This window comes from Salinimicrobium xinjiangense DSM 19287 (genome assembly GCF_000423585.1).
GTDB classification, from domain to species: domain Bacteria; phylum Bacteroidota; class Bacteroidia; order Flavobacteriales; family Flavobacteriaceae; genus Salinimicrobium; species Salinimicrobium xinjiangense.
On sequence record NZ_AUIG01000023.1, the window covers coordinates 15,996 to 40,120 of the forward strand.

Sequence of the window (24,125 nt, forward strand, 5' to 3'; positions counted from 1 at the left end):
AGAAAAGGAGGAAGACATGGACTCCTGGCTTGGTTTGCATTATCCTGCGACCGATATTCCGGCACAGTCAAGAAAACTTTTCTTAGAACATAGGATAAGGGTCATTACTGATGTTAACTATAAACCGGTTCCTGTTTTACCGGAGATATCTCCTCTTACCAAAGAGCCACTGGACCTGTCACGCTCCGGGCTTAGAGCTGTATCTCCAATCCATATAGAGTACTTGCAGAACATGGGAGTAGGAGCCTCTTTAACTTCTGCCATAGTGGTTAAAGGAAAATTATGGGGACTCATTGCCTGCCATCATATAACTAAGAAATTTCCTCATTTTTACCAAAGGGAAAGCGTCAGGTTTCTGGCACATTTATTATCCGGCGAACTTGCTCTTTTTGAAACAACCGGCCAGATAAAAAGCTTTGAGCTTGCAGAGAACATAAGAAGACAGCTCGTGGCTCAAATGAAATACCACAAAGACCTTTTACATGCCTTAACCAGGGATAGTGTGCAATTTACCGACCTTATTAGTTGTGGAGGGGATGCCGTCTTTATAATGAACAAATGGGAATTAAAAGGAAATACTCCCAATGTTGAACAGCTAAAAAGTCTATTGTACAATTTTATAGAAAAACAGCCCAAAAGTATTTTTCTTACCACAAATCTTTCAGATCATTTTCCTGAAGCTAAAGCTTATCAGGCTAAGGCATCAGGCCTTCTCAGTCTGAGAATTGCAGAGAATAAGTACATATTCTGGTTTAAACCTGAAGAGGTACAGGTGGTGAATTGGGGTGGAAATCCAGGGAATAAAGCCTTCTACAACGAGGAGAAACAACGCCTGAGTCCGCGAAAGTCATTTGAAAAATGGAGCCAGAAGCTAACGGGAATTTCTCAGCCCTGGGGTGAGCTTGATAAAAGTATTGCACGATCCCTCAGAGAGGATATAAGTCATTTTTTGCTGGCGCAACAGCGGGAAGAGATTGAGGCGCTAAATTCAAAATTAGTAGAGGCCAATAAAGAACTGGAGCTTTTTAGCTATGGGTTATCACACGACCTAAGAGCGCCGGTAAGAGGGATGGATGGTTATCTTTCCATTATTGAGGAAGATTATGCAAAGGATTTAAATGATGAAGGAAAGCAAATGCTTCACATGACCCGTGCATTAACAGAGAAAATGAATAATCTCATCGATGATATTCTGGAATATTCCCGCCTTAGCCATTCTGAAGGAATAGAAATAAAAGAGGTCGAAACTTCAAAGTTGATTCGGGAAGTATTGGAATTCTTTCATTTAGAGCAAAGTTTTCCGAATTCAGAAATAAAACTTCAGCCGCAAATGCCATCTATGTATGGGGATCGCAGGATGCTTTTTCAACTCTGGGCAAATTTGCTCAATAACGCGCTGAAATATTCCGCCGAAACAGAAAAACCTCTAATAGAAGTAGGAACAACAGTAAAAAAAGGGAGTGAAGTATTTTATGTGAGGGATAATGGTATTGGTATTGATCCCGGTGATAAAGAAAGGATCTTTGAAACCTTCCAAAGAGCTGTAGGAAGCCGTTTCAAAGGAACGGGTATTGGTCTGGCTATTGTGAAAAAGATCGCGGAAAAACATATGGGAGAGGTCTGGGTAGAAAGTATTCCCGGAGAAGGTTCCCAATTTTATTTTTATCTTGGAGATCTCCGTAAGCAGAAGGTGATATAAATGATTAAAGTTCCATTAAGAATATTATTAGTAGAAGATAATGAGGCCGATATTTTGATTACACGGCGCAGTATTCAAAAGCTTGTAGAAGCCCCGCTTATTGTGGTTGTTGAAGACCTTTCTTCCTGCCGGGAGAAACTGGTGAATTTTATCCCCGATCTGGTAATATCAGATTATAATTTACCTACCTGTACAGGACTGGATGTCCTGGAACTTGTTAAGGAAAAGGATCCGGCCTTGCCGCTTATCTTTCTTACCGGCACTGTTCATGATGAAGAACTGGCGGCGAACACTATTCTTGCCGGTGCCTCAGGATATATTCTTAAGAAGCATATGAATAAGCTGGAGGAAAAGCTGAAGCCATTACTAAAAAAGGTGGTGTTCAATATGGTAGCCAAAGATGAGGTAAGGGAGAGACTTCGTAAAAACAAGATTGCCATTAACCAGATCTATGATTATCTCGACAGCCTTAAAGCCGACAATAAAGAGCAAAGGGAGAATATCGGAAAGTTAAAGGACACGATAAGGGAATTCAATGAGGAGAAAGATGGAGATGATTCAAAGGCTTAAGGAGGAAACACGGGATCTACATGAACAGGTGGAGGAGCAGAATCTTGCAAGATTGATAATGGATTACAGTATTGATCTAAATACCTATAAGCAGCTTTTGCTTCAGAACTATATCGCTTATCAGGCTACCGAGAATGCCATACAGAATTACCTTGCGGACTATAGCGGAAAAAAGCATATTCAGCTAAAACAGGATTTAGTACATCTGGGAGTTTCCCCGGAAAGACACTCCAAAAATATCATTTTTGAATGTCATTCTAAAGCTGAAGCTCTTGGAGCTGCCTATGTGGTGGAGGGATCGACATTAGGAGGAATGCTTCTCGCAAAGAATATTGACAAATGCAAACATCTTGTCTCTATAGACCGGCATCATTTCTTTAACGGGAATAAAGACAATCTAAAGGACTGGAAGCATTTCAAAAAAGAACTTGAGCAGTATACATTTTCTAACGCTGAAGAAAATGAAGCTGTAGAAAAAGCCAGGGATACCTTCAGATTTTTCCAGGAGGTTTTTAATCGGGAAATTATCTTAACATAATTCAAATTCCACTTTCGAATACCAGGGAAATTAACCGGGGTATATTTTCCTTTTCCCGGTCATCAAAATACTCATTAAGATCGAGTAGAGAGAACTTATTATGTTTTGCAGCATTGAGGTAATCTGAAATGTGGTGCACATAAGCTTCGGGATTATGAACTCCTTCCTCAGTCTCAAATTTGGCCCTGCTGCCGGCATATTGCTTTCCCGGATGCAGTTCGCAAATGTAAAATTTTCCATTTCTCTTTAAAGCCCTGGCAGCTTCAGCAAAAATGAAATCCAAATCCTTGATGTGCTCGATAACAAGGCTGCAGGTGATTAGATTTGCCCATCCCGGTTTTACCGGCCAATCCACCTGGAGATCGGCTTCGGTAAAAGTGACATTTTCGGCAGTGATTTTTTTTCGGGCTATTTCGATCATTTTAGGGGAAATATCCAGGGCCGTAACAAAATCTGCCTTTTCAGAAAGCCAGCCTGTATTTTTTCCGGTTCCGCAACCCAACTCGAGAATATTTCCATAATGAGGGTTTAAAAAAGTTTGCCTCAGCACCTTTCCTTCAAGATCACGGGTCTTGTTTTTCATGGAATCATAGGAATCTGCCCAGGCATTATATGAATCTCCAATCTTCATAACTCTATTTTTTTGATCCAGTTTTTTGCCTCCTCATGTTCGCTGCTGTCAAAATATTTTAAAGTTGCACCTGTAAAGGGTTTCATAAGCTGCGTTAGTTGCTTTTCCCATTCCTTATTTCCTACCATGGCGATCCTTTCAAGATTTTCCTTGTTCCTGAAATTAAATTTTAAATCTCTCCACATGGCACTGAGGCTCCAGCCTTCAAACTCCTTCATTTCAAAATACCATCTTACCTTCCCAAAACTTCTTATTTTCTCCTCAAGCAGGGGAATGAGCCGGTCATAATCCTCATCAGTCAATTTATCTTCGGCTATCGTGTAAATAAAATTGTGTTCCAGGTGTATCGAAAGCATTTTCTTTTTTCCCAATTTCGAAAGAAAAGTAGATTCTGCCAATAGTCCCTGTAGTTCCTGCGGTTAAGCTCTTGTTAATCTGTGCTTAAAAAATGTTAAGATGGTTTTGAGAATTGCTTCTCCACTATTTCTGTCACTGCCCTGTAGTATGGTGTAGCCTCAAAATGAAAGACACTTGCAAATTTACTGCTGTCAAAAATATAATCTCTGTCATTCTGGTAGAACATCTCTACTGTCTCGCGCATTACCGGCATAAACAACCCCATAATTCTAATCATCCATCTTGGTATTTCACGGTATTTAGCTGCTACACCCAATTCTGTTGCGATCATTTCTACCCATTCTTTTCCCGATGGAGGCTCTGCTGCAGTAGGTAAATGCCATATCTCCCCGAACGCTTTTTCCGAATTTCCTAGGAGAGCAGTGGCTTTTGCGGCATCCGGAACATAGGTAAAAGAATGGACCTTGTCTGCTTTTCCCAGCCAGTTAGCTTTTTTTCCCTGATGAAGTGGTTTGAAAACAGTCTCTGCCAAAATGCTGTTTTTCAAATCTTCGGCTGCGTAAAAATCGGCAGAGCGGGCAATTAATGCTTCAAGTTTTCCATTTTTTACCCGCTGCATTAATTCAGCTGCGATCTCTGCCCGAATTTTTCCCTTTTTTGAGGGTGGGGCAATATTGGCTTCCTCGGTCATGTGTGGAATTTCATTCTTATCGTACATATAGACATTGTCAAAAAATACCAGTTTGGCAGCATGTTTTTCGCAGGCATTCAATACATTATCCATGATCACCGGCCAGTCTTTTTCCCATATTTTATGGTCATAAGGCAATCCTGCGGTGAGATAAACTACTTTTGACCCATTCACCGCATTTATAACTTCCTCGCTATTCAATAGATCAGCTTTTAGCAGCTCGTCGTCCTGGTTGACTTTTTCCGGATGGCGGCTTACAAGGCGAATGTTTGGAGTGAAACTTTTTAACTCCCGGGCCAGTGCATTTCCAACCGGACCCCCGGATCCTAATATTGTTTGCATGATGTTGATCTTTAGTGAAATAAATTTAATGGAATAAAAGAGATAAGAAATCATTTTTTGCCGGGTTCAAATACATGTTTATAAATTCCCCTCTTTGACATCTTTGTTTTATGATTCCTTTAAAAGAGCTTTTCTTTTAGCTTTGGTATCTTGATGAGAGTCAGTCAAAAAAAATTATTACCGGCTGCGGACCAAAAAAAAAGCCATGGCTATTGATGACAATTATCGCATTCCCGGTGGCACCAAAATCGGACACGTACACCTCAAGGTTTCCGATCTTGAAATTGCCGTTATGTTTTATCACGGGCTCCTGGGATTTGAAGTGACTCAGAGAATAGGAGATTCTGCAGCTTTTCTATCGGCGGGTGGATATCATCATCATATTGGCCTTAATACCTGGCACTCTAAAGGTGCACCCGATGCTTCCAAAAGGGGAGTAGGCCTTTATCATACGGCCATAGTATATGAAAACCGCAAAGAACTGGCCAGGATCCTGCAACGGCTGATCAAAGCCGAATATCCTCTAACCGGTGCAGCAGATCATGGGGTTTCTGAAGCTTTATATTTAAACGATCCCGATGGTAACGGAGTGGAGCTATATTATGATCGTCCAAAAGAAGATTGGCCGTTACATAGAGACGGCTCGCTGAATATGTACACCAAAGCGCTCCATATTGACGATTTGCTGAGCGAATTGGAGTAATAACTAATTCGCAAAATGGAGATGAAAAAAAATTATGACCCTCCTGTTCACAAATTTTTGATATAATGGGAATCAGTTAATTTCCTGTAGGATAACCTCTGTCTATCCAATCCACCTTAATATTATCACGAAGGTTAAGTAAGTGGTGATTTTTAAATCCCATGTCATTTAGCAGACTAAAAGCGGGACGCACGTTAGGACATATATCAAAAGGGCAACAGCCACAATAGAGGACTATTTCAGTATCTTTTGACATAGCTTCCAGTTCTTCTTTAAGATTTTGCAGGCCTTTTTTCTCTCCCGAGGCTCCTGTGTCTTTAGACCCGGGAATAATACCGCCCGCTCCAAGGCTAATGATCACGGGACTGTCGGTGGATGTTTTTATGACCTGGGCCAACTCCCGGGGTTCCATTAGCTGTTGCTCGGTCCACGGCTCTCCATTGGAATTTGTTTCAGTTTCTACAGGTGCATGAGAAGCAACTTCAGATTCATTTGCCTGAACTTTCTGAGATTTGTTATTGCAGCTGCTAAGAAAGACAATGCCTCCTAGAAGTGATAATAGAATCCATTTCTTCATGAGAATAATTTAGCCGCAAAAATAGCAAACAATGATCAATGATCAATGTTAATGGTTCAGTATTCAGTAGTCATTGGTCGGTGATCAGTCACTTGGTAATTGGCAACAGGGAACTTGCAACCTTAAACTTTGAACTTTAACCCTTGAACCTTCAAATCTTGAACCTTTCACTTTGAACCAAACATAGGTCGAATTTGCCCTTTTTGAGACCTTAGTTGATGTACCGTACCTCAGAAGTCTTCTCCCCATCAGGGTAAACAGTAACCATAAAAACGCTTCCGTATTCTTTTTCATCCAGATCCTGATATTTATTCTCTCCCAAAATCAGGTTGACAAAGGCCGGATTCGTGTTACTGTGACCTACTACAAGCACTGTTTTTCCCAGGGTTTTCTGCCGGAATTCAGGATCATTTAATTTCTTGGGATCGTAGAACTCTACATTTTTTTTCTGAGAATCTGCTATTTTGGAAGCTGTTGTACGCGTTCTGTTGAGATTGGTGGAAAAGATCATATCGAACTGTACATCTTCAAAATACGTTACCCATTCTGCGGCTCTTTTCAATCCCGCGTCTGAAAGTTCAGGATCCTTGTTTTGAGGATCACTTTCAGCCTTTTCGGCATGACGAATAAAAAAGTAAGTGGTAGTTTCCTGCACGGGAGGTTTATTTGCTGTATCCATTGATCCTAAAGATATTAAGGAAAGGAGAATAATAAAAAATGCCTTCATACTTTACTTTTTAGGAATAAATTCCATCAAGATCACCTGGTTAAGTTGTTGCCCCATGGAATTAAAGTTATTATCAGAAATAAGAATCAGGCTTTGGTTGCCATTGGACAGGACTGGTCCAAAAGTGATTCCTTCAATATTATCAATGATCTCCTGACTAAGGTAATCTTTTGCCCACTTAAAATCATAAAGCAAGGTTTTTTTAGCAGGATTATTAAAGGAAACTCTCAGGTTGTTTATGTCCAGAGTATTGGTGGCAAGGGTGGCATCTACATCAAAAATGCGTACGGTATTTCCTTTGCGCCCATGACCGGCGACAAAACCTCTTTCAATTACCAGGAATTTATTGGGAGCGTATTCCAGCAAGTCGGTCACTCCGTTCACGGCAAAATATAACCACGGGATCTTTGCAATGCGTTCTAATCTATAGGGGAATTGTTTTGTTGCAGTTCCTGAATTCTTATCGAAATAGGTGATCCTTACCGGGGATTTGGTGGGATATAGTTTAGGTTTTGGACCATCTGTCTCCAGCGGGAGTTCCATTGCCGCCCATACTCCTTTGCCGTCGTAAGATGCTGCCAGGCCCTCGAAAGTTCCGTTATTTCTGGGTTTTCTTATACTTTCTGCCAGGAGATTCTCTGGCACTGAAAAAGAACGATCAAAATTTCCCTCTTTTGACACACTAAAGATCATTGGATCTTTATTGGATTTTATATTTCCTTCACTGCTTAGAAGGAAAGTTTCTTCTTTCGGCTGAAAAAGAACACCCTCAAGATCCAGATGTTGCTCTTTCAGAGAATTATGACTTTTTTCGAGAATGATGACATCAGTAATCCTGATGCTGTCTATTCTTTCTCCCGAAATATCAAATTCTGCAGTATATATTCTAGCTGTTGCAGGGTGATCACTCACCATGTAGAAAGTTTCTTCGTGATAATCGATACCTGAAAGTCCACCTACTGCAGTTCCTTTCACTTCAAGGTCTTCGGGCAAATTGTAATCGTGCAGAAAGCGCACCTCAAGGTTCTGAGTGCTGCCGGTCCTGGTGCTTTTGCAGCCTATCATGGCAGAGGCAAGGAAAATAAGAAGAAGAAATTTTTTCATGCCGATAAAAATAACAAAATCCTAAGAGCAAAATAACATAATTTAAGGGACGGGAAGAGGTTCTTTTGGTAATTTGGAGTAACTAAAAAACTAAAGCTATGAATAATGATCAATTAGAAGGAAAATGGAAACAGATAAGAGGTGAGTTCAAACAAAAATATGGAGATCTCACAGATGACGATGTAACTTATTCTGAAGGGAAGTTCGATGAAATGCTGGGACGCCTTCAGGAAAGGACAGGCCGCGACAAAGAAGAACTGAAGCGTGAGATCGACAGATGGTAAAACCTTTTTAAATAGAAACGGCCCCGAAATTCGGGGCCGTTTTTTTTAACTCTCTGCTATTTCTTCCTGGTTCCTGAAGACCAGTTCATCATTAAAGGAGTCCAAAAGAATAATACTATCGGTATGAATATTTCCACCGAGAATTTCCTTTGACAGTTTATTCAGCACCTCTTTTTGGATGGTTCTCTTCACGGGTCGTGCACCATATTGAGGATCAAATCCCTTTTTAGCAAGATCAGCAATAGCTTCATCTGTTGCATCCAGTGTAATTCCCTGCTTGGCAAGCATTTTAGTAACTCCTTTTATCTGAAGTCCCACAATTTCCCTGATGTTCTTCTGCGTTAGCGGAGAGAACATCACGATATCATCGATCCTGTTGATGAATTCGGGCCGTACACTTTGCTTTAGTAAAGCAAGGACTTCAACTTTCGCACTTTCCATAGCTGTGTCAAGATCCTTCACCGTTTCAAATTTCTCCTGAATAATGTGCGAACCAATATTCGAAGTCATTATTATAATAGTATTCCTAAAGTCTGCAAGCCTTCCTTTATTATCTGTTAATCGTCCTTCATCCAACACCTGCAGCAAAATGTTAAAGGTATCGGGATGCGCTTTTTCTATCTCATCAAGAAGTACCACAGAATAAGGCTTTCTTCTTACTGCTTCTGTTAATTGGCCGCCTTCTTCATAACCAATGTATCCCGGAGGTGCACCAACCAGCCTGCTCACGGCATGTCGCTCCTGGTATTCACTCATATCAATTCTGGTCATCGCAGTTTCTTCATCGAAAAGATACTCAGCAAGGGCTTTAGCCAATTCCGTTTTACCAACTCCGGTGGTACCAAGGAAAAGGAAAGAACCTATGGGTTTTTTCTGATCCTGTAGTCCGGCACGGCTTCGGCGGACGGCGTCACTCACAGCCTGGATAGCTTCTTCCTGACCTACTACTCTTCGATGTAGCTCATCTTCAAGCTTCAGTAGTTTTTCACGCTCGCTCTGCAGCATCTTGGTGACGGGAATTCCGGTCCATTTGGCAACCACTTCAGCAATATCCTCATTGGTGACTTCCTCCTTAATAAGAGATTTCCCCTGCTGATTTTCTTCCAGTTGCTTCTGAAGGTCTGCCAAACGCTCCTGTTCTTCCTTGATCTTTCCGTAGCGAATCTCGGCTACCCTTCCATAATTACCTTCCCTTTCTGCACGTTCTGCTTCCAGTTTATAGTCTTCTATATTTGCCTTGGAAGTCTGGATGTTATCCACTACTTCTTTTTCATTTTTCCACTGGGCGTGGAGTTCATTCCGCTCATCCTTATAGTTGGCAAGGTCTGCGCGCAAGGCTTTTAATTTGTTTTCATCATTTTCCCGTTTTATAGCCTCCATTTCGATCTCCAGCTGCATGATCTTTCGGTCAAGTACATCCAGTTCTTCGGGCTTGGAGTTGATCTCCATTCGCAATCTTGAAGCCGCTTCATCCATAAGGTCAATTGCCTTATCGGGCAGGAACCGGTTAGTGATATACCGCTGTGATAATTCCACAGCCGAAATGATCGCCTCATCCTTGATACGAACCTTATGGTGAGTTTCATATTTTTCCTTAATTCCGCGAAGGATGGAAATTGCACTTTCGGTATCGGGTTCATCCACTATTACCTTTTGAAATCTTCTTTCCAGGGCTTTATCTTTCTCAAAATACTTCTGGTATTCATCTAAAGTGGTTGCTCCAATGGCTCTTAGTTCTCCGCGGGCAAGGGCAGGCTTTAAAATATTAGCTGCATCCATGGCGCCCTGTCCGCCACCGGCACCTACCAGGGTGTGGATCTCATCAATAAATAACACGATATTCCCTTCGCTTGAAGTAACCTCTTTTATAACAGCTTTTAACCTCTCCTCGAATTCACCTTTATATTTTGCCCCGGCGATCAAAGCTCCCATATCTAAAGAATAGATCTGTTTATCCTTCAGGTTTTCGGGAATATCTCCTGCAATGATGCGGTGCGCCAAACCTTCGGCAATAGCTGTTTTACCAACTCCGGGCTCTCCTACCAGCATAGGATTGTTTTTTGTCCTTCTTGAAAGGATCTGTAAGACTCTTCGGATCTCCTCATCCCGGCCAATAACCGGATCCAGTTTGCCTTCTTCGGCCAGCTTGTTGAGGTGGTTTGCGTATTTATTTAATGAATTGTATGTTTCTTCAGCGCTCTGTGAAGTCACTTTTTCTCCTTTGCGAAGTTCTTCGATCGCCGCTTTTAAACCTTTTTCTGTCGCTCCCTGATCCTTCATGATCTGCGCTACTTTACTGGAGGATCCAAAAATGGCTAAAATCAAATGCTCTACTGAAACGAATTCATCTCCCATTTTTTTAGCTACAGAAGAGGCATCGTTAAGAGTGCGGGAAGCTTCCCTTGAAAGCATAATATCACCACCGCTTACCTTGGGGAAACTTTGTAAGGTTTTGTCGAGGATCTGTTGAAACAGCCCTACATTAATATTCAGCTTTTTTAAAAGGAAAGGAGTGACATTTTCCTCTACCAAAGTGATCGCTTTGAAAATATGCTCATTCTCTATTTGCTGATGTCCTAATTCCTGAGCCAGTTGCTGGGCCTGTTGGATGGCTTCCTGGCTTTTAATGGTAAAATTGTTCAAGTTCATAGTCGTTGTTGTTTGTTCTTTTCTTCTGAAGTAAGCAAAGCATGTACCAGTGGAGGGGAGCAGACAAAATGGCTTATAATATCGAAAAATAAATGACTTTTTGTCTCTTATAAAGATACTAAACTTCGATTTGGTTTTGTTCTATATCCGTGAAAAATTGTATTTTACATAGTCATAATTATGTATAACTAAAGACTCAAAAATGGGATTATTTGATAAGGTTTTTAAAAGTGAAAGAGATATAGTTAAGAAGGAGATAGAGGAAGTGCCCTGGCATGCGCTTACTGAAAGCCGGCAACTGGAGGAGATTGAAAAAGAGTCAAATGACAAGCTCATTGGGATTTTCAAACACTCCACCCGCTGTGGTATTAGCAGGATGGTTTTGAACAGCTTTGAAAAAGAATATGACCTGGAAAAGGATAAGGAGGTAAAACTTTATTTCCTTGATCTTATTGCCAACAGGAATATCTCTAATGAGGTTGCTGAAAGATTTGGAGTGAGACATGAAAGTCCGCAACTAATACTTCTGAAAGATGGAAAGGTGGTACATCATGCTTCTCATCACTCTATTCATATGCAGGATGTAAAAGAGCGTGTTTAACTCATTTCTTATTCATTTATGTTAATCTTCTGAAATGCAGTTAAAAGTTTTATAATCAGGATGATATGCGGGATATATCTCTTTATATTAGTTACTGTAAAAATTAATTAATAACTAAAAAAACTTGTATTATGGAAGAGAGAAGAGAAGACAGAAACAAACAAGACCGTCAGGAAGAGCAAAGGCGTAACCAACAGCAGGAAGAGAGAAGAAATCCTTCTCAACATGCAGCCGGGGATCGCGATAAGCAAAGACAGGAGGACGCAGAAAGAGAAAGAGACATGGAACGCGATAGGAACAAAGATGATCGCAGTAACAGGGAAGAAAGAATTTAATCTTTTCCCCATGAAATAGAAAGAGCCGCTTCACAGCGGCTCTTTTATTTTACTTCTTTTTAGGTTCAAAAACCGGAAGTAGTTTGGTACTAACTTCACCAAAACCTATTCGATAATTTTCTTTTTGGCAAAAGCCCCTCATGATCACTGTATCATTATCCTCAATAAAGGAACGGGTATTTCCATCTTTCAGTCTTACAGGTTTTTCTCCTTTCCATGAAAGTTCCAGCATGGAACCATAAGAATCTGGTGTTGGGCCCGAAATAGTTCCCGATCCCATCATATCTCCCGAAACAACCGGACAGCCGTTGACGGTATGGTGAGCCAGTTGCTGACTCATATTCCAGTACATGTATTTGAAATTGCTTTCTGAAATTTTATTCTCTTCTCCATTCTCGGGTTGAAGAAAAACCTCCAGCTTAATGTCAAAACTTTTCTTGCCGGTGGTTTGGAGGTAAGGCAGGAGTTTTTTTTCAGGTTTTGGACTCTCTACCCTAAATGGCTCTAAAGCATCAAGGGTGACGATCCATGGAGAAATCGAAGAGGCGAAATTCTTCGCTAAAAATGGTCCCAATGGTACATATTCCCAGGTTTGAATATCACGGGCACTCCAGTCATTGAACAGTACCAGACCAAAAATGTAATCTTCTGCTTCCTCAATGGGGATAGGTTCTCCCAGGTGATTTGCATCTGTAGTAATAAAAGCCATCTCCAATTCAAAATCCACTCTTTTTGAAGGACCAAAAACCGGCTCGTCAGAGTCTTTTGGTTTTGTTTGTCCCTGTGGCCGGTGTATTGGAATACCGCTCGGAATGATGGAAGAGCTTCTTCCATGGTACCCTACCGGGATGTGCAACCAGTTCGGCAACAGTGCATTATCAGGATCTCTAAACATGCTTCCCACATTGGTGGCGTGTTCTTTACTTGAATAAAAATCTGTATAATCACCCACCTGTACCGGCAGCTGCATTTCGATTTCATCAAGACTAAAAAGAACTACTTTTCTATGCTCTTCATGATCCCGCAGTGTTTTATTATTTATATCAAAAATTTCTGCGATACGGTTTCTTACCAGTCTCCAGGTTTTTTTTCCATCAGAGATGAAATCATTGAGAGTATCCTGAAGGAAAATATCATCGGTCAATGGAATTCCTTCGAAATAGCCGAGTTGATGAAGGGCGCCAAGGTCAATAGCGGTATCTCCAATCCGGGTTCCAATGGTAATTATATCATCCCTGGTGAGAAATACGCCAAAGGGAATATTTTGAATAGGAAAATCAGAGTTTTCAGGTACTTCCAGCCATGTTTTTCGTGTAGGGTCGTTAGCTGTAATGGACATAATAAATGTTGGTATTTTGTTAAAATCAATTCGAACCAAATATATTATTTTCTTACTAAGAACCGAATGTATTTGCTATTTTTGAGTATTATTTAACGAAAAAAATGCACATGCAAAGGGATAACGAATTATTTGATCTAATACAAGCAGAAAAAGAAAGACAACTAAATGGTTTAGAGCTTATTGCCAGTGAAAATTTTGTAAGTGAACAGGTGCTGGAAGCAGCAGGTTCTGTACTCACTAATAAATATGCCGAAGGTTATCCAGGAAAAAGATACTATGGGGGCTGTGAAGTAGTCGATGAGGTAGAAAATCTTGCGATTGAAAGGCTAAAAGAGCTTTTTAATGCAGAATATGCCAATGTACAGCCTCATTCCGGTTCACAGGCTAACACTGCAGTGTTTCATGCCTGTATGAAGCCCGGAAACAAATTCCTTGGCTTTGACCTATCTCACGGCGGACATTTAACTCACGGTTCTCCGGTTAATTTCTCAGGAAAGCTTTACCAGCCGGTATTTTACGGCGTGGATAAGGAAACAGGTCTTATCGATTATGATGAGGTTCAAAAAATAGCCGAAAAAGAGGAGCCAAAGATGATCATCGCAGGCGCTTCAGCATATTCCAGGGAGATAGATTACAAGCGGTTTAGGGAAATAGCCGATAGTGTAGGCGCTATTCTCTTTGCAGATATTGCACACCCGGCGGGATTAATTGCAAAAGGGCTTTTGAGCGATCCAATTCCACACTGCCATGTGGTTTCTTCTACTACTCATAAAACCCTGCGTGGACCGCGAGGCGGCATCATCATGATGGGGAAAGATTTTGATAATCCTTTTGGTGAAACATTAAAGAATGGAAATCCGAAGAAAATGTCGGCTTTACTGAACAGCGGAGTTTTCCCCGGAAATCAAGGGGGACCTCTGGAGCATATTATAGCTGCCAAAGCAGTGGCTTTTGGAGAAGCGCTTACAGATGAATTCCTGCACTATACTGTACAGGTGAAAAAGAATGCCAAAGCCATGGCTGAAGCATTTATGAAAAAAGATTACCACGTGATCTCCGGCGGGACAGATAATCATATGATGTTGATCGATCTGCGGAACAAAAATATCTCCGGAAAAGAAGCTGAAGAAGCTCTTGGAAAGGCCGATATTACGGTGAACAAGAATATGGTTCCCTTTGACGACAAATCTCCTTTTGTAACTTCCGGAATCCGGATTGGCACTCCTGCAGTTACCACTCGTGGTTTAAAAGAAGAAGACATGAAAACTGTTGTTGATCTTGTGGACAGGGTGATCACCAACCATCAAAACGAGGATGAGCTCGAAGCTATAGGAAATGAGGTGCTTGAATTAATGCAGGGCAGACCCCTTTTTCAAATGTAATGTCTTAATAAGTCTTGACTCTTGGCTCTTGTAGCCTGCCTGCCGGCAGGCAGGCGAAGCGATCTTGTCTATTAAAAAAACAGCTGCCTAAGGTCTCAAAAAAGGGATTTTCGGCAGCTTTTTTTATTCCTTGATTTTTACAAATTCATGTGCTCCCAGATCGGGGGAAATGGTGCGGTTATGTCCGAAAAGATCGGTAGGTACCTGTTTTGCCACTTCGGAATCCCCAAAGTCTATGGCTGCTGAATTTTCCTGTAACCTGAGATCATTTTCTTTCGGATCAAGGAACATTGGCTCCTGGTTTAGCCGGATATTATCGTATATCATATTGTTTCCGAAATCATAAAAAGGCTCTGGCTCATTGCTTCCCGTAAATTTTAAAAGACCGTGGCTAAAAAAGATATCCAGAGATACATTTTCATCATGGTTAAAACCCAGTTCCCTGCTCTCATTTCCGAAAATGATGGAATTATAAAAGGAAGCTTCCAGGGGAGCAGGTCCCTCATCAGAAAAATTTTGCAGGAAGAGGGCAGGATATTCTCTAAAGCCCTGTTGCCAGTAATTAACAATAGTGGAATGGATAAAGCTGTGTTTTCCTCCCGTTAAATGTAAAGAGGCTTGTCCGCTGCGGTTGATGACTAGATTTTCTGCCCAGATTTCTGCATTTTCTGCCCTGATCCCCGAGATGGCCGAGTTGTATATCTGTACATTTTTTAGAGTTAGTGGAGTAGGGGATGCTGCAGTTCCTTCCACCAGAATTCCCACTGTGGCATTCTTTATTGTAGCATATTCAAAAATGTGATTTTTGCTGCCCTTTCTTAACCAGATACTTCCCCATTGTCCCGGGAGGTTTTTGTAAATATTTTCCAGTCTGTCTCCACGGAAGATCACCTCGTTTTCCATTTTTTGAGGATCTTCACTTAATTTTCCCTGCACCTGGAGAGAAGCATTATTAGAAACTATGATCCCACTGTTCTTATGAAAGTAAATCCTTGCACCGGCTTCTACCTTTAATGTCATATTTTCGGGTACAGCTGCATATCCATAGATCACGTAAGGTTTACCGGCAGTAAAATTAAGCTGTCCCTCCTGGAGATAGAATCCGGGTACCAGCTGAAGATTTCCGTTTTCATCTTCTCCCACCGGTACCTGTTCCGGTAAGCCTTCAGCATTTTTTGAAGGAAACATAAAAACAGCATCTTTGACCAGCGTCACTAAAGGTATTTCCTGAAGATGGGTGGCAGACTTGAATTGAAGTTTATCTATATAAAGGAATTCCTGCTCTTCGGAATTATTTGAACCAACAGTAGTTTCAATAAAGATGTAAATACTATCACGAGCCAGGACCTCTATATTCTCAAAGCTTTTGCCGGGAATGCCGTCGACATTAAGTCGGTAATGGGAGTTCTCTCCATTTTCCAGAGTGATTTCGGGAATAAAGATGTCTTCCCTGCCGGTATTGTAAACTTTTAAGGAATAAGTGGAGGTGCTAAGGTTTGAGAAAACGGTGTCGAGAAATACAGTGTCTTTGGAAAATTCGAGCTGCCCCATAAATTCATCCGCTTCAAAATCACTCCGGCAGGAGCTCCAGAGCACCAGAAGGAACAATAAGAGGGAACCCGCTGCAACTCTCATTTTTTATGGAAAACCGTCCGAAGGTCTTCAGTGATTTTTGTCGGGCGTTTGGAATCGGCATCCAGCAGGCACCACATCGATTTGGCGGCCACCAAAATTTCCCCTGTCCCGGCATTCTTAATGTTTACAAATCTTTCTGATGTAACAAAAGTAGTCTCACCCACATATGTTTCGACCAGGATGTCATCTCCTAAAAAAGCCTGCTTTTTATAGTCAATCTCATGTCTTATCACAACCCAGATAAAATCTTTTTTCAACTGCTCTGTGGCTCTCACTTCCCAATGTTCTTTGGCTATGTCCTGAATCCATTGCACATAGCGCACGTTGTTAACGTGATGAAGATCATCAAGATCATCTTTTGTTACTTTTAGTTTGTGAGTATAAGTTTCTGCAGGTACTACCATGCTATTTCTCTTTTATGATTACTTCAAAAAGCGTATCCCAGTCCTTTCCGGTAACATATAATTTTTTAGTGTCTTTGTGATAGGCGATACCGTTAAGCACATCGTTTAAAGGATCAAGATCTGCAGTATTTCCCAGTTGATCTCTTAGTCCGGAAAAATCTATGATGCCTTCAATGGCTCCGTTTTCAGGATTTATTATTGCTACTCCATCCTTCTGGTAAGTATTCGCATAAATTTTTCCTTCTACCCATTCCAGTTCATTTAATTGAGTGGCAATGGTACGGTGGGTAAGAGTCTGAATAAATCCTTCTTCTGCCTGGGTTTGAGCATTTAGGAACCAGATCTTTTCGGTGCCGTCACTCTTATAAATTCTGCTTCCGTCATTAGTTAGACCCCAGCCTTCTTTACTTTCCCCGTATTGAAATTCACCTGTCTTTTCGAAGCTATCTACATCATAAATAAAGCCTTTGCCTTTTTTCCAGGTCAGCAAATAGATCTTGTCATTGAGTATGGTAATTCCTTCAGCAAAAAATTCTGAAGAAATATCCACCTTTTCAAGCACCTCTCCCGTTTGAAGATCTACTTTTCTTAAAGAAGATCTTCCATATTGGCCTGTACTTTCATAAAGTTCATTTTTATAGAACTCCAGGCCCTGGGTATAGGCATCGGGTGCATGGGGATAGGTGTTGATCACTTCATAAGTGTATGCCACCGGCGCTGTATCATTGAAAAGTGTGATTTCCTGTTGTTTTTCTTTAGAAGCTCCACCGGAATAAATGAGGGCTCTGAGGTCCCATTTCCCGAGCTTTTCATTTCTGAATGTATAATTGAGACTTTCATTACCAACAGTTTTTTCAAGGCGCTGTTCTCCCAGGAAGTAAACTACAGAATCTTTTGGGCCTGTCACCTGCGCCTGCAGATTTTCCCCAAGCTTGAATTCTCTCTTATTTTCGTTTATTTCGAGTACATAACTGGTCTCCGGCTCATCGGAATCGTTTCCACATGAATAGGAAAGAACACCTAAAACAAACAAAAAGAGGAGGTTATAATTCTTCATTTTTTCACTACAATTTTATTCGAGCTAAATTAACTAATTCGGTTTAGAAAATACTTGCAAAAAGTATGAAAGGTTGTATATTTGCCCCGGCAAGTCCCACACAACCAGCTCCTGCTGAACTCCCCCAGGGCGGGAACGCAGCAAGGGTAGGCGGTCGTAGCGGTGTGATGTGGGTAGCTTGCCATTTTTTGTTTCCATAAGTCAGATTTATTGCATCTTTGCAGCATGACAGAAACAGCTTCAAAAGTGGTCCTTATTACCGGGGCATCTTCAGGAATTGGAAAAGCCATTGCCGAATTCCTTCAATCAAAGAATTTTATCGTTTTTGGAACCAGCAGAAATCCTTCTAACCAGGAATCTTCGTTTCCTCTTGTGGCTCTTGATGTCACAAAACCTGAAACTATTAAATCTGCAGTTGAGGAAGTAATCGCTTCCGCAGGAAAGATCGACGTACTGGTAAATAATGCAGGTATAGGGATCACGGGCCCAATAGAGGAGACGCCAGATGAGGAGATCAAGAAGGCTTTTAACACGAATTATTTTGGTCCAATCAATGTTATAAAAGCTGTGCTGCCCGAAATGCGCAGGAATAAAGAAGGACTCATCATTAACGTTACCTCTATTGCAGGTTATATGGGACTTCCTTACCGCGGAATATATTCAGCTTCAAAGGGGGCTTTAGAACTTACCACAGAGGCTTTTCGTATGGAATTGAAAGACTTTAATATCAAGATGACCAATATTGCCCCCGGAGATTTCGCAACAAATATAGCGGCCGGAAGATATCATGCTCCTGTAACTGAAGGTTCTCCCTATGAAAAACCTTACGGCAATACACTTAAGATCATGAACCAGCACGTAGATGAAGGCAAGGATCCTCTGTTAATGGCACGGGCGGTTTTGAAGATCATCCGGGAAAAAGAACCCAGAGCACATTACAAAGTGGGGGAACCTCTTCAAAAATTTTCAATCGCCCTTAAAAGAATTCTGCCCGACAAAGTTTATGAGAGATTGCTCTTAAAGCATTATAAATTGTAATTTTGCCGAAGTGCAAAAAATATACTTTTTCACCAACATTTTAATTATTTATAACAACACACTATGAAATTTTTTATTGATACAGCAAATCTTGACCAGATCAAAGAAGCCCAGGATCTGGGAGTTCTTGACGGGGTAACTACCAATCCATCCTTAATGGCTAAAGAAGGGATCACCGGGAAGGAGAACATTCTAGAACATTATAAAAAGATCTGTGAGATCACAACAGGAGATGTGAGTGCCGAAGTAATTGCTACTACCTTTGATGAGATCGTAAAGGAAGGGGAGGAGTTAGCTTCGCTTCACGATCAAATTATAGTTAAGGTGCCAATGATCAAAGAAGGTATCAAAGCGATAAAATATTTTAGTGATAAAGGAATAAAAACTAACTGTACCCTGGTGTTTTCTGCGGGACAGGCACTGCTTGCTGCTAAAGCCGGGGCTACCTATGTTTCTCCATTTATTGGAAGACTCGACGATATTTCTACAGATGGTTTAAATCTTATCATGGAGATCCGTCAGATCTATGATAACTATGGTTTTGATACTCAGATTCTGGCAGCTTCAGTAAGACATACAATGCACGTGATCGACTGTGCTAAGATTGGTGCAGATGTCATGACTGGACCGTTGTCGTCCATTACCGGACTCTTGAACCACCCGTTAACAGATATAGGGTTGGAGAAATTCCTGGCAGATCACAAGAAGGGAAATTAAATTCTTAAAGGCCAGCCATTAAAACAAGTCTTTTTTCTTCGGAAGAAAGGCTTTTTTACTGGTTGATAAATTCCAGGATCTTGGTTTCAAATTGAGAAGAACCGAGATAAATATCTCCGGATACCACCTCTCCCGAAGAATTAATAAACAGCACTTTATCCAGGTAATAGTCAAAAAATTGCTTATTTATTCTGGTAGGGGCAAGCTGATAGGCAAATTCGGGATCATAGAAATTATTTCTCACTGCTACTCTCCATGCAGGCTCTTCGGAGACATCAAGGTTGACACCAATAAAATCTATTTCGGGATATTTCTTCCTGTACTTCGCTATATCCTGATGCTCCTCAACATGTCCCAATTTATAAACCGACCACAAATAAATAATGGAAGGTTTTTTTATAATTGAGTCCATAGTAACAAATTGACCATCCATATTGAGCAATCTTACATTGCCGAGGCTTGTTCCCGGGAGATAAGCAAGCTGAATGCTTCCCAATTGCCGCATCTCGTCCAGATCCTCCTCGGGAAGATCCTGGTTTTTTAATTCGTTCAGGATCGAGATAATATTTTCCCTGCTGGAAGCCGAAACGATTCCTCTTATTGCGATTTTTCTTAGTAAATCTTTTCGCAACGTAGGTAATTGGACCAGTTCCCCGGCCTTTCTTATTCTACTGTTAACATTTTCGACGTTAGAAAGATTTGAACAGTCATCGCTATCTAAACCACTGCTGCCACACCAGGACAAAGAATAATTTATAAGGTAATTCTCCAGAAATCTTTTATAGCCCGGGCTACACTGGAGGTTTTCAGAGTTGAAATTGGCGTCATCTCTGTAAGAGTGGAAATTCTCCGGGAACTGTTTGGAATATTCTTTATAGTACTTGGACACCAGATAACTATAACGTTCCTTAAGGTCATTATTTTCATACTTTATAACCTCTTTTGCAAGAGCAACAAAGTCATTTGAAAATTTATTCTTTTCAGCTACGCGCTGAAGATGATCGAGCCTTGATTGATGAATGGAATCTGCTTTTTTCTCGAAAAGGCCCGGATTATATTCCTGAAAATTGAGAAGTAGATCTGAATTTGCTTCATCATGCAAATACATTTCGGCCATGAAATTATTTCGTGCTCTGCCTTTGCCACTAAAATGCAGGGATTCATCAAATGCCAGAGTATTGGCTCTCAACAAGAGGCTATCGCCGGGTGAGATATAGATATTTTGCGTCTCCGGTTTGTGTAAAAGAAGGTACAAGCCTTGTTCTGCATTCTCAATTTTATAACTGAATTTGTTTTTATTATTAAGCTTTACCGTATCCAGAACAACCCCCTTACGCTTTATTATAACATGATTAATGGTGGGGTTAATAATTTCCCCGCCAATATAGGCATAGGAAGGTGTAGGATCTGAGAAATTTCCGCAGCTGTAATAAAAGATTACAGTGCTCAGCAAAAGCAGTGCTGACGCAGCACTAAAGTACTTATTTAATCCTAACTTTCTCAATGGTTTGGAGGGCCAAATTTACGGGAAAGCAAATGTAGATTTGAAGCCTTCATTACTATGTTAACTCATCGTTAAATAGGTAATTATAAAAGTTAATCTTTTAGGTAATGAGCTTAATTATCTACTTTTGCAAAAAATTAGAATATACTATATGTTATCAGTTTCAAATCTTTCTGTACAGTTTGGGAAAAGAATACTATTTGATGAAGTGAATACCACTTTTACCCAGGGCAATTGTTACGGAGTTATAGGTGCCAACGGTGCCGGAAAATCCACTTTTTTAAAGATCCTTAGCGGTCAGTCCGATCCTACCTCGGGACATGTTCACCTGGAACCGGGTAAAAGGATGTCTGTGCTGGAACAAAACCATAATCTTTATGATGAGCATCCCGTTCTGGAAACAGTGATCATGGGTAATAAACCCTTATTCAAGATCAAAAAGAAAATGGATGAGATCTACGCCAAGGAGGATTTTAGTGATGCCGATGGAGAAAGGGTAGGAGTATTGCAGGTGGAGTTTGAGGAAATGAATGGCTGGAATGCCGATAGTGAAGCTGCAGCTTTACTTTCCAACCTGGGAATAAAAGAGGAAAACCATTACACCTTAATGGCCGATCTAGATAACAAACTTAAAGTTCGGGTCCTTTTAGCCCAGGCCTTATTCGGAAATCCTGATGTTTTGATCATGGATGAGCCAACCAATGATCTGGATTATGAAACGATAAGCTGGCTTGAGAATTTCCTGGCGAATTATGATAACACTGTAATTGTAGTTTCTCACGACCGTCACTTCCTGGATGCCGTTTGTACACATATTTCAGATATCGATTTTGGGAAGATCAACCATTATAGCGGGAATTACACTTTCTGGTATGAGTCCTCCCAGCTTGCAGCCCGTCAACGTTCTCAACAGAACAAAAAGGCCGAAGAGAAAAAGAAGGAACTTGAAGAGTTCATTAGACGCTTTAGTGCCAACGTAGCCAAATCAAAACAGGCAACGTCCCGTAAAAAGATGATTGCAAAGCTTAACATTGATGATATTAAACCATCAAGCCGAAGATATCCTGCGATCATTTTTGAGAGAGAAAGAGAAGCCGGAGACCAGATTTTGAATATAGAAGGTCTGGAAGCCTCTATTGAGGGAGAAACTCTTTTTAAGGATGTGAATATCAATCTTGCAAAAGGAGATAAAGTAGTTGTTTATTCCAAAGATTCCAGGGCAACCACTGCATTCTATGAAATTCTTAATGAAAGACAAAAACCGGTAGCCGGAAAATTCAATTGGGGAGTTACCACCAATCAATCCTACCTGCCGTTAGATAATTCAGAGTTTTTTGATAATGACCTCACTCTGGTGGACTGGCTGCGCCAATGGGCGAAGACAGAAGAGGAAAGGGAAGAGGTTTATATCCGTGGCTTTTTAGGTAAAATGATCTTTAGCGGGGAAGAGGCTTTAAAGACATCAAGGGTATTATCCGGGGGTGAGAAAGTCCGTTGTATGTTGAGTAGAATGATGATGATGCGTGCTAATGTGCTAATGCTAGATGAACCAACGAACCATTTGGACCTTGAATCGATCACGGCTTTCAATAATTCTCTCAAGAATTTCAAAGGCACGGTATTATTTACTACTCATGATCATGAATTTGCTCATACAGTAGCCAACAGGGTTATAGAACTGACTCCAAATGGTGCTATTGACCGTTACCTTACTTTTGATGAATATATGAGTGATAAAAAGATCAAAGAGCAGCGGCAAAAAATGTATTTGCGCTCGTAAAGCTTAAAATAAGCACTTTTAAGGAGGTTCTGAAAATGCATTTTTGGGACCTCTTTATATTTGTGGTGGTCTGTTTCTGAAGAACTTGTACAGGTCAAAAGCTCCAAGGATAATGAATCCAATGGCTATGATGATCCTGAAAGTGGTGTATTCAGCTCCATTGATAAAAGTAAAGATCCTGTAGCCACCGTAGCCTAAAAAGGCGATGCCCAAAAATAAATTTAAATAATTTCGACCCGAGGCAGTGCTCATTTTCATTTTTTCTCTTCGGGAAATGTTTCCTGTGTGATCTTAAGTGCTTTATCAAAATGTGAAGTTTTGGCAAATAACAGGACCTGCCCGGGAAGCCCTCCTCCAAATCCCGCTCTTAAGCCGGAATCAAAGTCGTTTCTTACCCTGGTGGGTATACCTTCTTCTGCCAAAAGATTTTGTAAATGCTGGACGTTCACTTCACTTCCGGTATAAACTCTTTTGTATTCCTCTTCTTCGTTCATATTTCAAGATTTGTTTTAAAATTAATGAGAATCTGATTTCTCAGGCTGCATTTAAACTGAAATTAACACTTTCAGGCATTATAAAATTTACTGTTCCAGTTTCCTGAACTAAAATTCTTTCCGAGACTAATTCCGTAGAAAAAGATCAAAGCTATAAGGGACTTAAAGGTATACATAAAGAGAATAAGAAATTGAGAAGTCTCCTGAAATTGCGAAAAGAAAACCTCCCTTATTCCGAAGGTGAGAAAGAAACTTGCAAAAAAGGAAAAAATGATCAGATTTTCTAGGTTTCGCAAGGGCCACATGGCGATCTTTCTAAGTGGATGAATATCTGTTCCCCATTTGTGCAGCAGGTAGTAATAGTTGTTTCCTATTGGCGCAAACAGCATTGGATCGTCTGCATTCTCCAATCTAAAATATTTTGCAGGGGCAAGGATAGTGAATCCATTCAATACAATATCATGTTGTTTTTCGGTACTGCTGACTGCTTCCAGCGCTTCACCCGGTATTTCGCCCTTAAAATATTTCGTGCTGAGAAACCGCAGGCGGTATTGTATACAAATCTTTTTGATCTGAGATATGTGATAGATCCTTCCGCTTTCAAGCAAGTCAAAATTAAAAGCATTGTTATGAATTTCTTCGGGATCTTCCCTGTTTATCCGATGAAGGACTTCCTGTTGAGAACCGGCTTTTCTGAGGATTTCACGCACTTCTTCTAGTAGCGCCTCCTGCTTCATTTCCTTTTTTCTCAGGTTTTCGAGTTTTTTCTGAAGGTTTATTCTGTCTGTCAGCATCTTCTTTTGCATTTAAGCTAATAAAACTAGACAATAACTATAAAACAAACAAAACTCCGATTTTTGGCTTTTTATTAAATATTCATACTGTTAATTTTAAGATTGCAGGGTTAAAATAACTTTAAACCCTCCTATGACCAAAAGGAATAGGCGGGGAAATCTTATCTTGA

Annotated in this window: 26 protein-coding genes and 1 other RNA gene; 12 read left to right on the forward strand and 15 right to left on the reverse strand. The window is 40.6% G+C overall.

Features of this window, described 5'->3' with window-relative positions:
• Window positions 1–16 precede the first annotated feature (16 nt).
• Genes G564_RS19000 through G564_RS0109530 form a run of 3 tightly spaced genes read left to right on the forward strand, consistent with a single transcriptional unit; the run spans window position 17 to window position 2,807 of the window.
• Entirely contained in the window at window positions 17–1,699 is a 1,683-nt protein-coding gene (locus G564_RS19000) for an ATP-binding protein (RefSeq protein ID WP_051205385.1), read from the forward strand.
• A complete protein-coding gene (locus G564_RS0109525; protein ID WP_029037461.1) occupies window positions 1,700–2,269 on the forward strand; it encodes a response regulator in 570 nt (189 codons plus the stop codon).
• Window positions 2,247–2,807 carry a biliverdin-producing heme oxygenase gene (locus tag G564_RS0109530; RefSeq protein ID WP_037373799.1) on the forward strand — a complete coding sequence of 187 codons (561 nt, stop codon included), beginning with the start codon at window positions 2,247–2,249 and terminating at the stop codon, window positions 2,805–2,807. The genes G564_RS0109525 and G564_RS0109530 overlap by 23 nt, the downstream gene beginning before the upstream one ends.
• A gap of 1 nt (window position 2,808) precedes the next feature.
• On the opposite strand, the gene G564_RS0109535 is transcribed toward G564_RS0109530, so the two are convergent.
• The 3 genes from G564_RS0109535 to G564_RS0109545 form a co-directional block, all read right to left on the reverse strand.
• Complete coding sequence (locus G564_RS0109535; protein WP_029037463.1) at window positions 2,809–3,438, reverse strand: class I SAM-dependent DNA methyltransferase; 630 nt, start codon at window positions 3,436–3,438, stop codon at window positions 2,809–2,811.
• Window positions 3,435–3,794 (reverse strand): SpoIIAA family protein, encoded by a 360-nt coding sequence (locus tag G564_RS0109540; RefSeq protein ID WP_029037464.1) that lies wholly within the window; start codon window positions 3,792–3,794, stop codon window positions 3,435–3,437. The genes G564_RS0109535 and G564_RS0109540 overlap by 4 nt, the downstream gene beginning before the upstream one ends.
• Window positions 3,795–3,889: 95 nt before the next feature.
• Window positions 3,890–4,828, reverse strand: coding sequence for an NAD-dependent epimerase/dehydratase family protein (locus G564_RS0109545; protein WP_029037465.1), 939 nt, complete (start codon window positions 4,826–4,828; stop codon window positions 3,890–3,892).
• Between the two features lie 205 nt (window positions 4,829–5,033).
• Here G564_RS0109545 and G564_RS0109550 point away from each other — a divergent pair, with 205 nt between their 5' ends.
• Window positions 5,034–5,531 carry a VOC family protein gene (locus tag G564_RS0109550; protein WP_037373801.1) on the forward strand — a complete coding sequence of 166 codons (498 nt, stop codon included), beginning with the start codon at window positions 5,034–5,036 and terminating at the stop codon, window positions 5,529–5,531.
• 76 nt (window positions 5,532–5,607) lie between these two features.
• On the opposite strand, the gene G564_RS19005 is transcribed toward G564_RS0109550, so the two are convergent.
• From G564_RS19005 to G564_RS0109565, 3 genes are all read right to left on the reverse strand, one after another.
• On the reverse strand, window positions 5,608–6,108 hold the full coding sequence (locus G564_RS19005; protein ID WP_211224626.1) for a rhodanese-like domain-containing protein: 501 nt from the start codon (window positions 6,106–6,108) through the stop codon (window positions 5,608–5,610).
• Between the two features lie 211 nt (window positions 6,109–6,319).
• Window positions 6,320–6,835, reverse strand: a complete 516-nt coding sequence (locus G564_RS0109560; RefSeq protein WP_029037467.1) for a SixA phosphatase family protein — start codon at window positions 6,833–6,835, stop codon at window positions 6,320–6,322.
• A 3-nt stretch (window positions 6,836–6,838) separates the two neighbouring features.
• A complete protein-coding gene (locus G564_RS0109565; RefSeq protein ID WP_245583680.1) occupies window positions 6,839–7,939 on the reverse strand; it encodes an esterase-like activity of phytase family protein in 1,101 nt (366 codons plus the stop codon).
• Window positions 7,940–8,037: 98 nt separating this feature from the next.
• Between G564_RS0109565 and G564_RS0109570 the strand changes: the two genes are divergently transcribed.
• Complete coding sequence (locus tag G564_RS0109570) at window positions 8,038–8,223, forward strand: CsbD family protein (RefSeq protein WP_029037469.1); 186 nt, start codon at window positions 8,038–8,040, stop codon at window positions 8,221–8,223.
• A 45-nt stretch (window positions 8,224–8,268) separates the two neighbouring features.
• Here the strand turns inward: G564_RS0109570 and clpB are convergent, their stop codons facing one another.
• The gene (gene clpB / locus G564_RS0109575; protein ID WP_029037470.1) at window positions 8,269–10,872 is read right to left on the reverse strand and encodes an ATP-dependent chaperone ClpB; all 2,604 of its coding nucleotides are present in this window, start codon (window positions 10,870–10,872) and stop codon (window positions 8,269–8,271) included.
• Between the two features lie 202 nt (window positions 10,873–11,074).
• On the opposite strand from clpB, the gene ytxJ reads away from it, so the two are divergent.
• Entirely contained in the window at window positions 11,075–11,473 is a 399-nt protein-coding gene (ytxJ, locus tag G564_RS0109580) for a bacillithiol system redox-active protein YtxJ (RefSeq protein ID WP_029037471.1), read from the forward strand.
• 131 nt (window positions 11,474–11,604) lie between these two features.
• The gene (locus G564_RS0109585) at window positions 11,605–11,808 is read left to right on the forward strand and encodes a hypothetical protein (protein ID WP_029037472.1); all 204 of its coding nucleotides are present in this window, start codon (window positions 11,605–11,607) and stop codon (window positions 11,806–11,808) included.
• 49 nt (window positions 11,809–11,857) lie between these two features.
• On the opposite strand, the gene fahA is transcribed toward G564_RS0109585, so the two are convergent.
• Entirely contained in the window at window positions 11,858–13,147 is a 1,290-nt protein-coding gene (gene fahA / locus G564_RS0109590; RefSeq protein WP_029037473.1) for a fumarylacetoacetase, read from the reverse strand.
• 110 nt (window positions 13,148–13,257) lie between these two features.
• Here fahA and G564_RS0109595 point away from each other — a divergent pair, with 110 nt between their 5' ends.
• Window positions 13,258–14,532, forward strand: a complete 1,275-nt coding sequence (locus tag G564_RS0109595; protein WP_029037474.1) for a serine hydroxymethyltransferase — start codon at window positions 13,258–13,260, stop codon at window positions 14,530–14,532.
• A gap of 123 nt (window positions 14,533–14,655) precedes the next feature.
• On the opposite strand, the gene G564_RS0109600 is transcribed toward G564_RS0109595, so the two are convergent.
• From G564_RS0109600 to G564_RS0109610, 3 genes are read right to left on the reverse strand one after another with little or no spacing between them, the layout of a single operon-like run.
• A complete protein-coding gene (locus G564_RS0109600; protein ID WP_029037475.1) occupies window positions 14,656–16,167 on the reverse strand; it encodes a hypothetical protein in 1,512 nt (503 codons plus the stop codon).
• Window positions 16,164–16,571 (reverse strand): acyl-CoA thioesterase, encoded by a 408-nt coding sequence (locus G564_RS0109605; RefSeq protein WP_029037476.1) that lies wholly within the window; start codon window positions 16,569–16,571, stop codon window positions 16,164–16,166. Before G564_RS0109605 ends, G564_RS0109600 begins: the two co-directional genes overlap by 4 nt.
• A 1-nt stretch (window position 16,572) precedes the next feature.
• Window positions 16,573–17,628: a glutaminyl-peptide cyclotransferase gene (locus G564_RS0109610; protein ID WP_029037477.1), complete on the reverse strand. Its 1,056-nt coding sequence runs from the start codon at window positions 17,626–17,628 to the stop codon at window positions 16,573–16,575.
• Between the two features lie 87 nt (window positions 17,629–17,715).
• Here G564_RS0109610 and ffs point away from each other — a divergent pair.
• The 3 genes from ffs to fsa all read left to right on the forward strand — a co-directional run bounded on the left by ffs (window position 17,716) and on the right by fsa (window position 19,383).
• An RNA gene (gene ffs / locus G564_RS20160) (signal recognition particle sRNA small type) lies at window positions 17,716–17,815 on the forward strand.
• A 38-nt stretch (window positions 17,816–17,853) separates the two neighbouring features.
• Window positions 17,854–18,666 carry an SDR family oxidoreductase gene (locus tag G564_RS0109615; protein WP_037373804.1) on the forward strand — a complete coding sequence of 271 codons (813 nt, stop codon included), beginning with the start codon at window positions 17,854–17,856 and terminating at the stop codon, window positions 18,664–18,666.
• 63 nt (window positions 18,667–18,729) lie between these two features.
• Window positions 18,730–19,383, forward strand: coding sequence for a fructose-6-phosphate aldolase (gene fsa / locus G564_RS0109620; RefSeq protein WP_029037479.1), 654 nt, complete (start codon window positions 18,730–18,732; stop codon window positions 19,381–19,383).
• 55 nt (window positions 19,384–19,438) lie between these two features.
• Here fsa and G564_RS0109625 read toward each other — a convergent pair whose 3' ends face one another.
• Window positions 19,439–20,887 carry a TlpA family protein disulfide reductase gene (locus tag G564_RS0109625; RefSeq protein WP_156879212.1) on the reverse strand — a complete coding sequence of 483 codons (1,449 nt, stop codon included), beginning with the start codon at window positions 20,885–20,887 and terminating at the stop codon, window positions 19,439–19,441.
• Window positions 20,888–21,038: 151 nt separating this feature from the next.
• On the opposite strand from G564_RS0109625, the gene G564_RS0109630 reads away from it, so the two are divergent.
• On the forward strand, window positions 21,039–22,667 hold the full coding sequence (locus tag G564_RS0109630) for an ABC-F family ATP-binding cassette domain-containing protein (RefSeq protein ID WP_029037481.1): 1,629 nt from the start codon (window positions 21,039–21,041) through the stop codon (window positions 22,665–22,667).
• Between the two features lie 54 nt (window positions 22,668–22,721).
• Here the strand turns inward: G564_RS0109630 and G564_RS20165 are convergent, their stop codons facing one another.
• From G564_RS20165 to G564_RS0109645, 3 genes are all read right to left on the reverse strand, one after another.
• The gene (locus G564_RS20165) at window positions 22,722–22,925 is read right to left on the reverse strand and encodes a hypothetical protein (RefSeq protein WP_084625617.1); all 204 of its coding nucleotides are present in this window, start codon (window positions 22,923–22,925) and stop codon (window positions 22,722–22,724) included.
• On the reverse strand, window positions 22,922–23,161 hold the full coding sequence (locus G564_RS0109640) for a putative signal transducing protein (protein ID WP_029037482.1): 240 nt from the start codon (window positions 23,159–23,161) through the stop codon (window positions 22,922–22,924). Before G564_RS0109640 ends, G564_RS20165 begins: the two co-directional genes overlap by 4 nt.
• A 71-nt stretch (window positions 23,162–23,232) precedes the next feature.
• Window positions 23,233–23,955, reverse strand: coding sequence for a hypothetical protein (locus G564_RS0109645; protein ID WP_029037483.1), 723 nt, complete (start codon window positions 23,953–23,955; stop codon window positions 23,233–23,235).
• Between the last annotated feature and the right edge of the window lie 170 nt (window positions 23,956–24,125).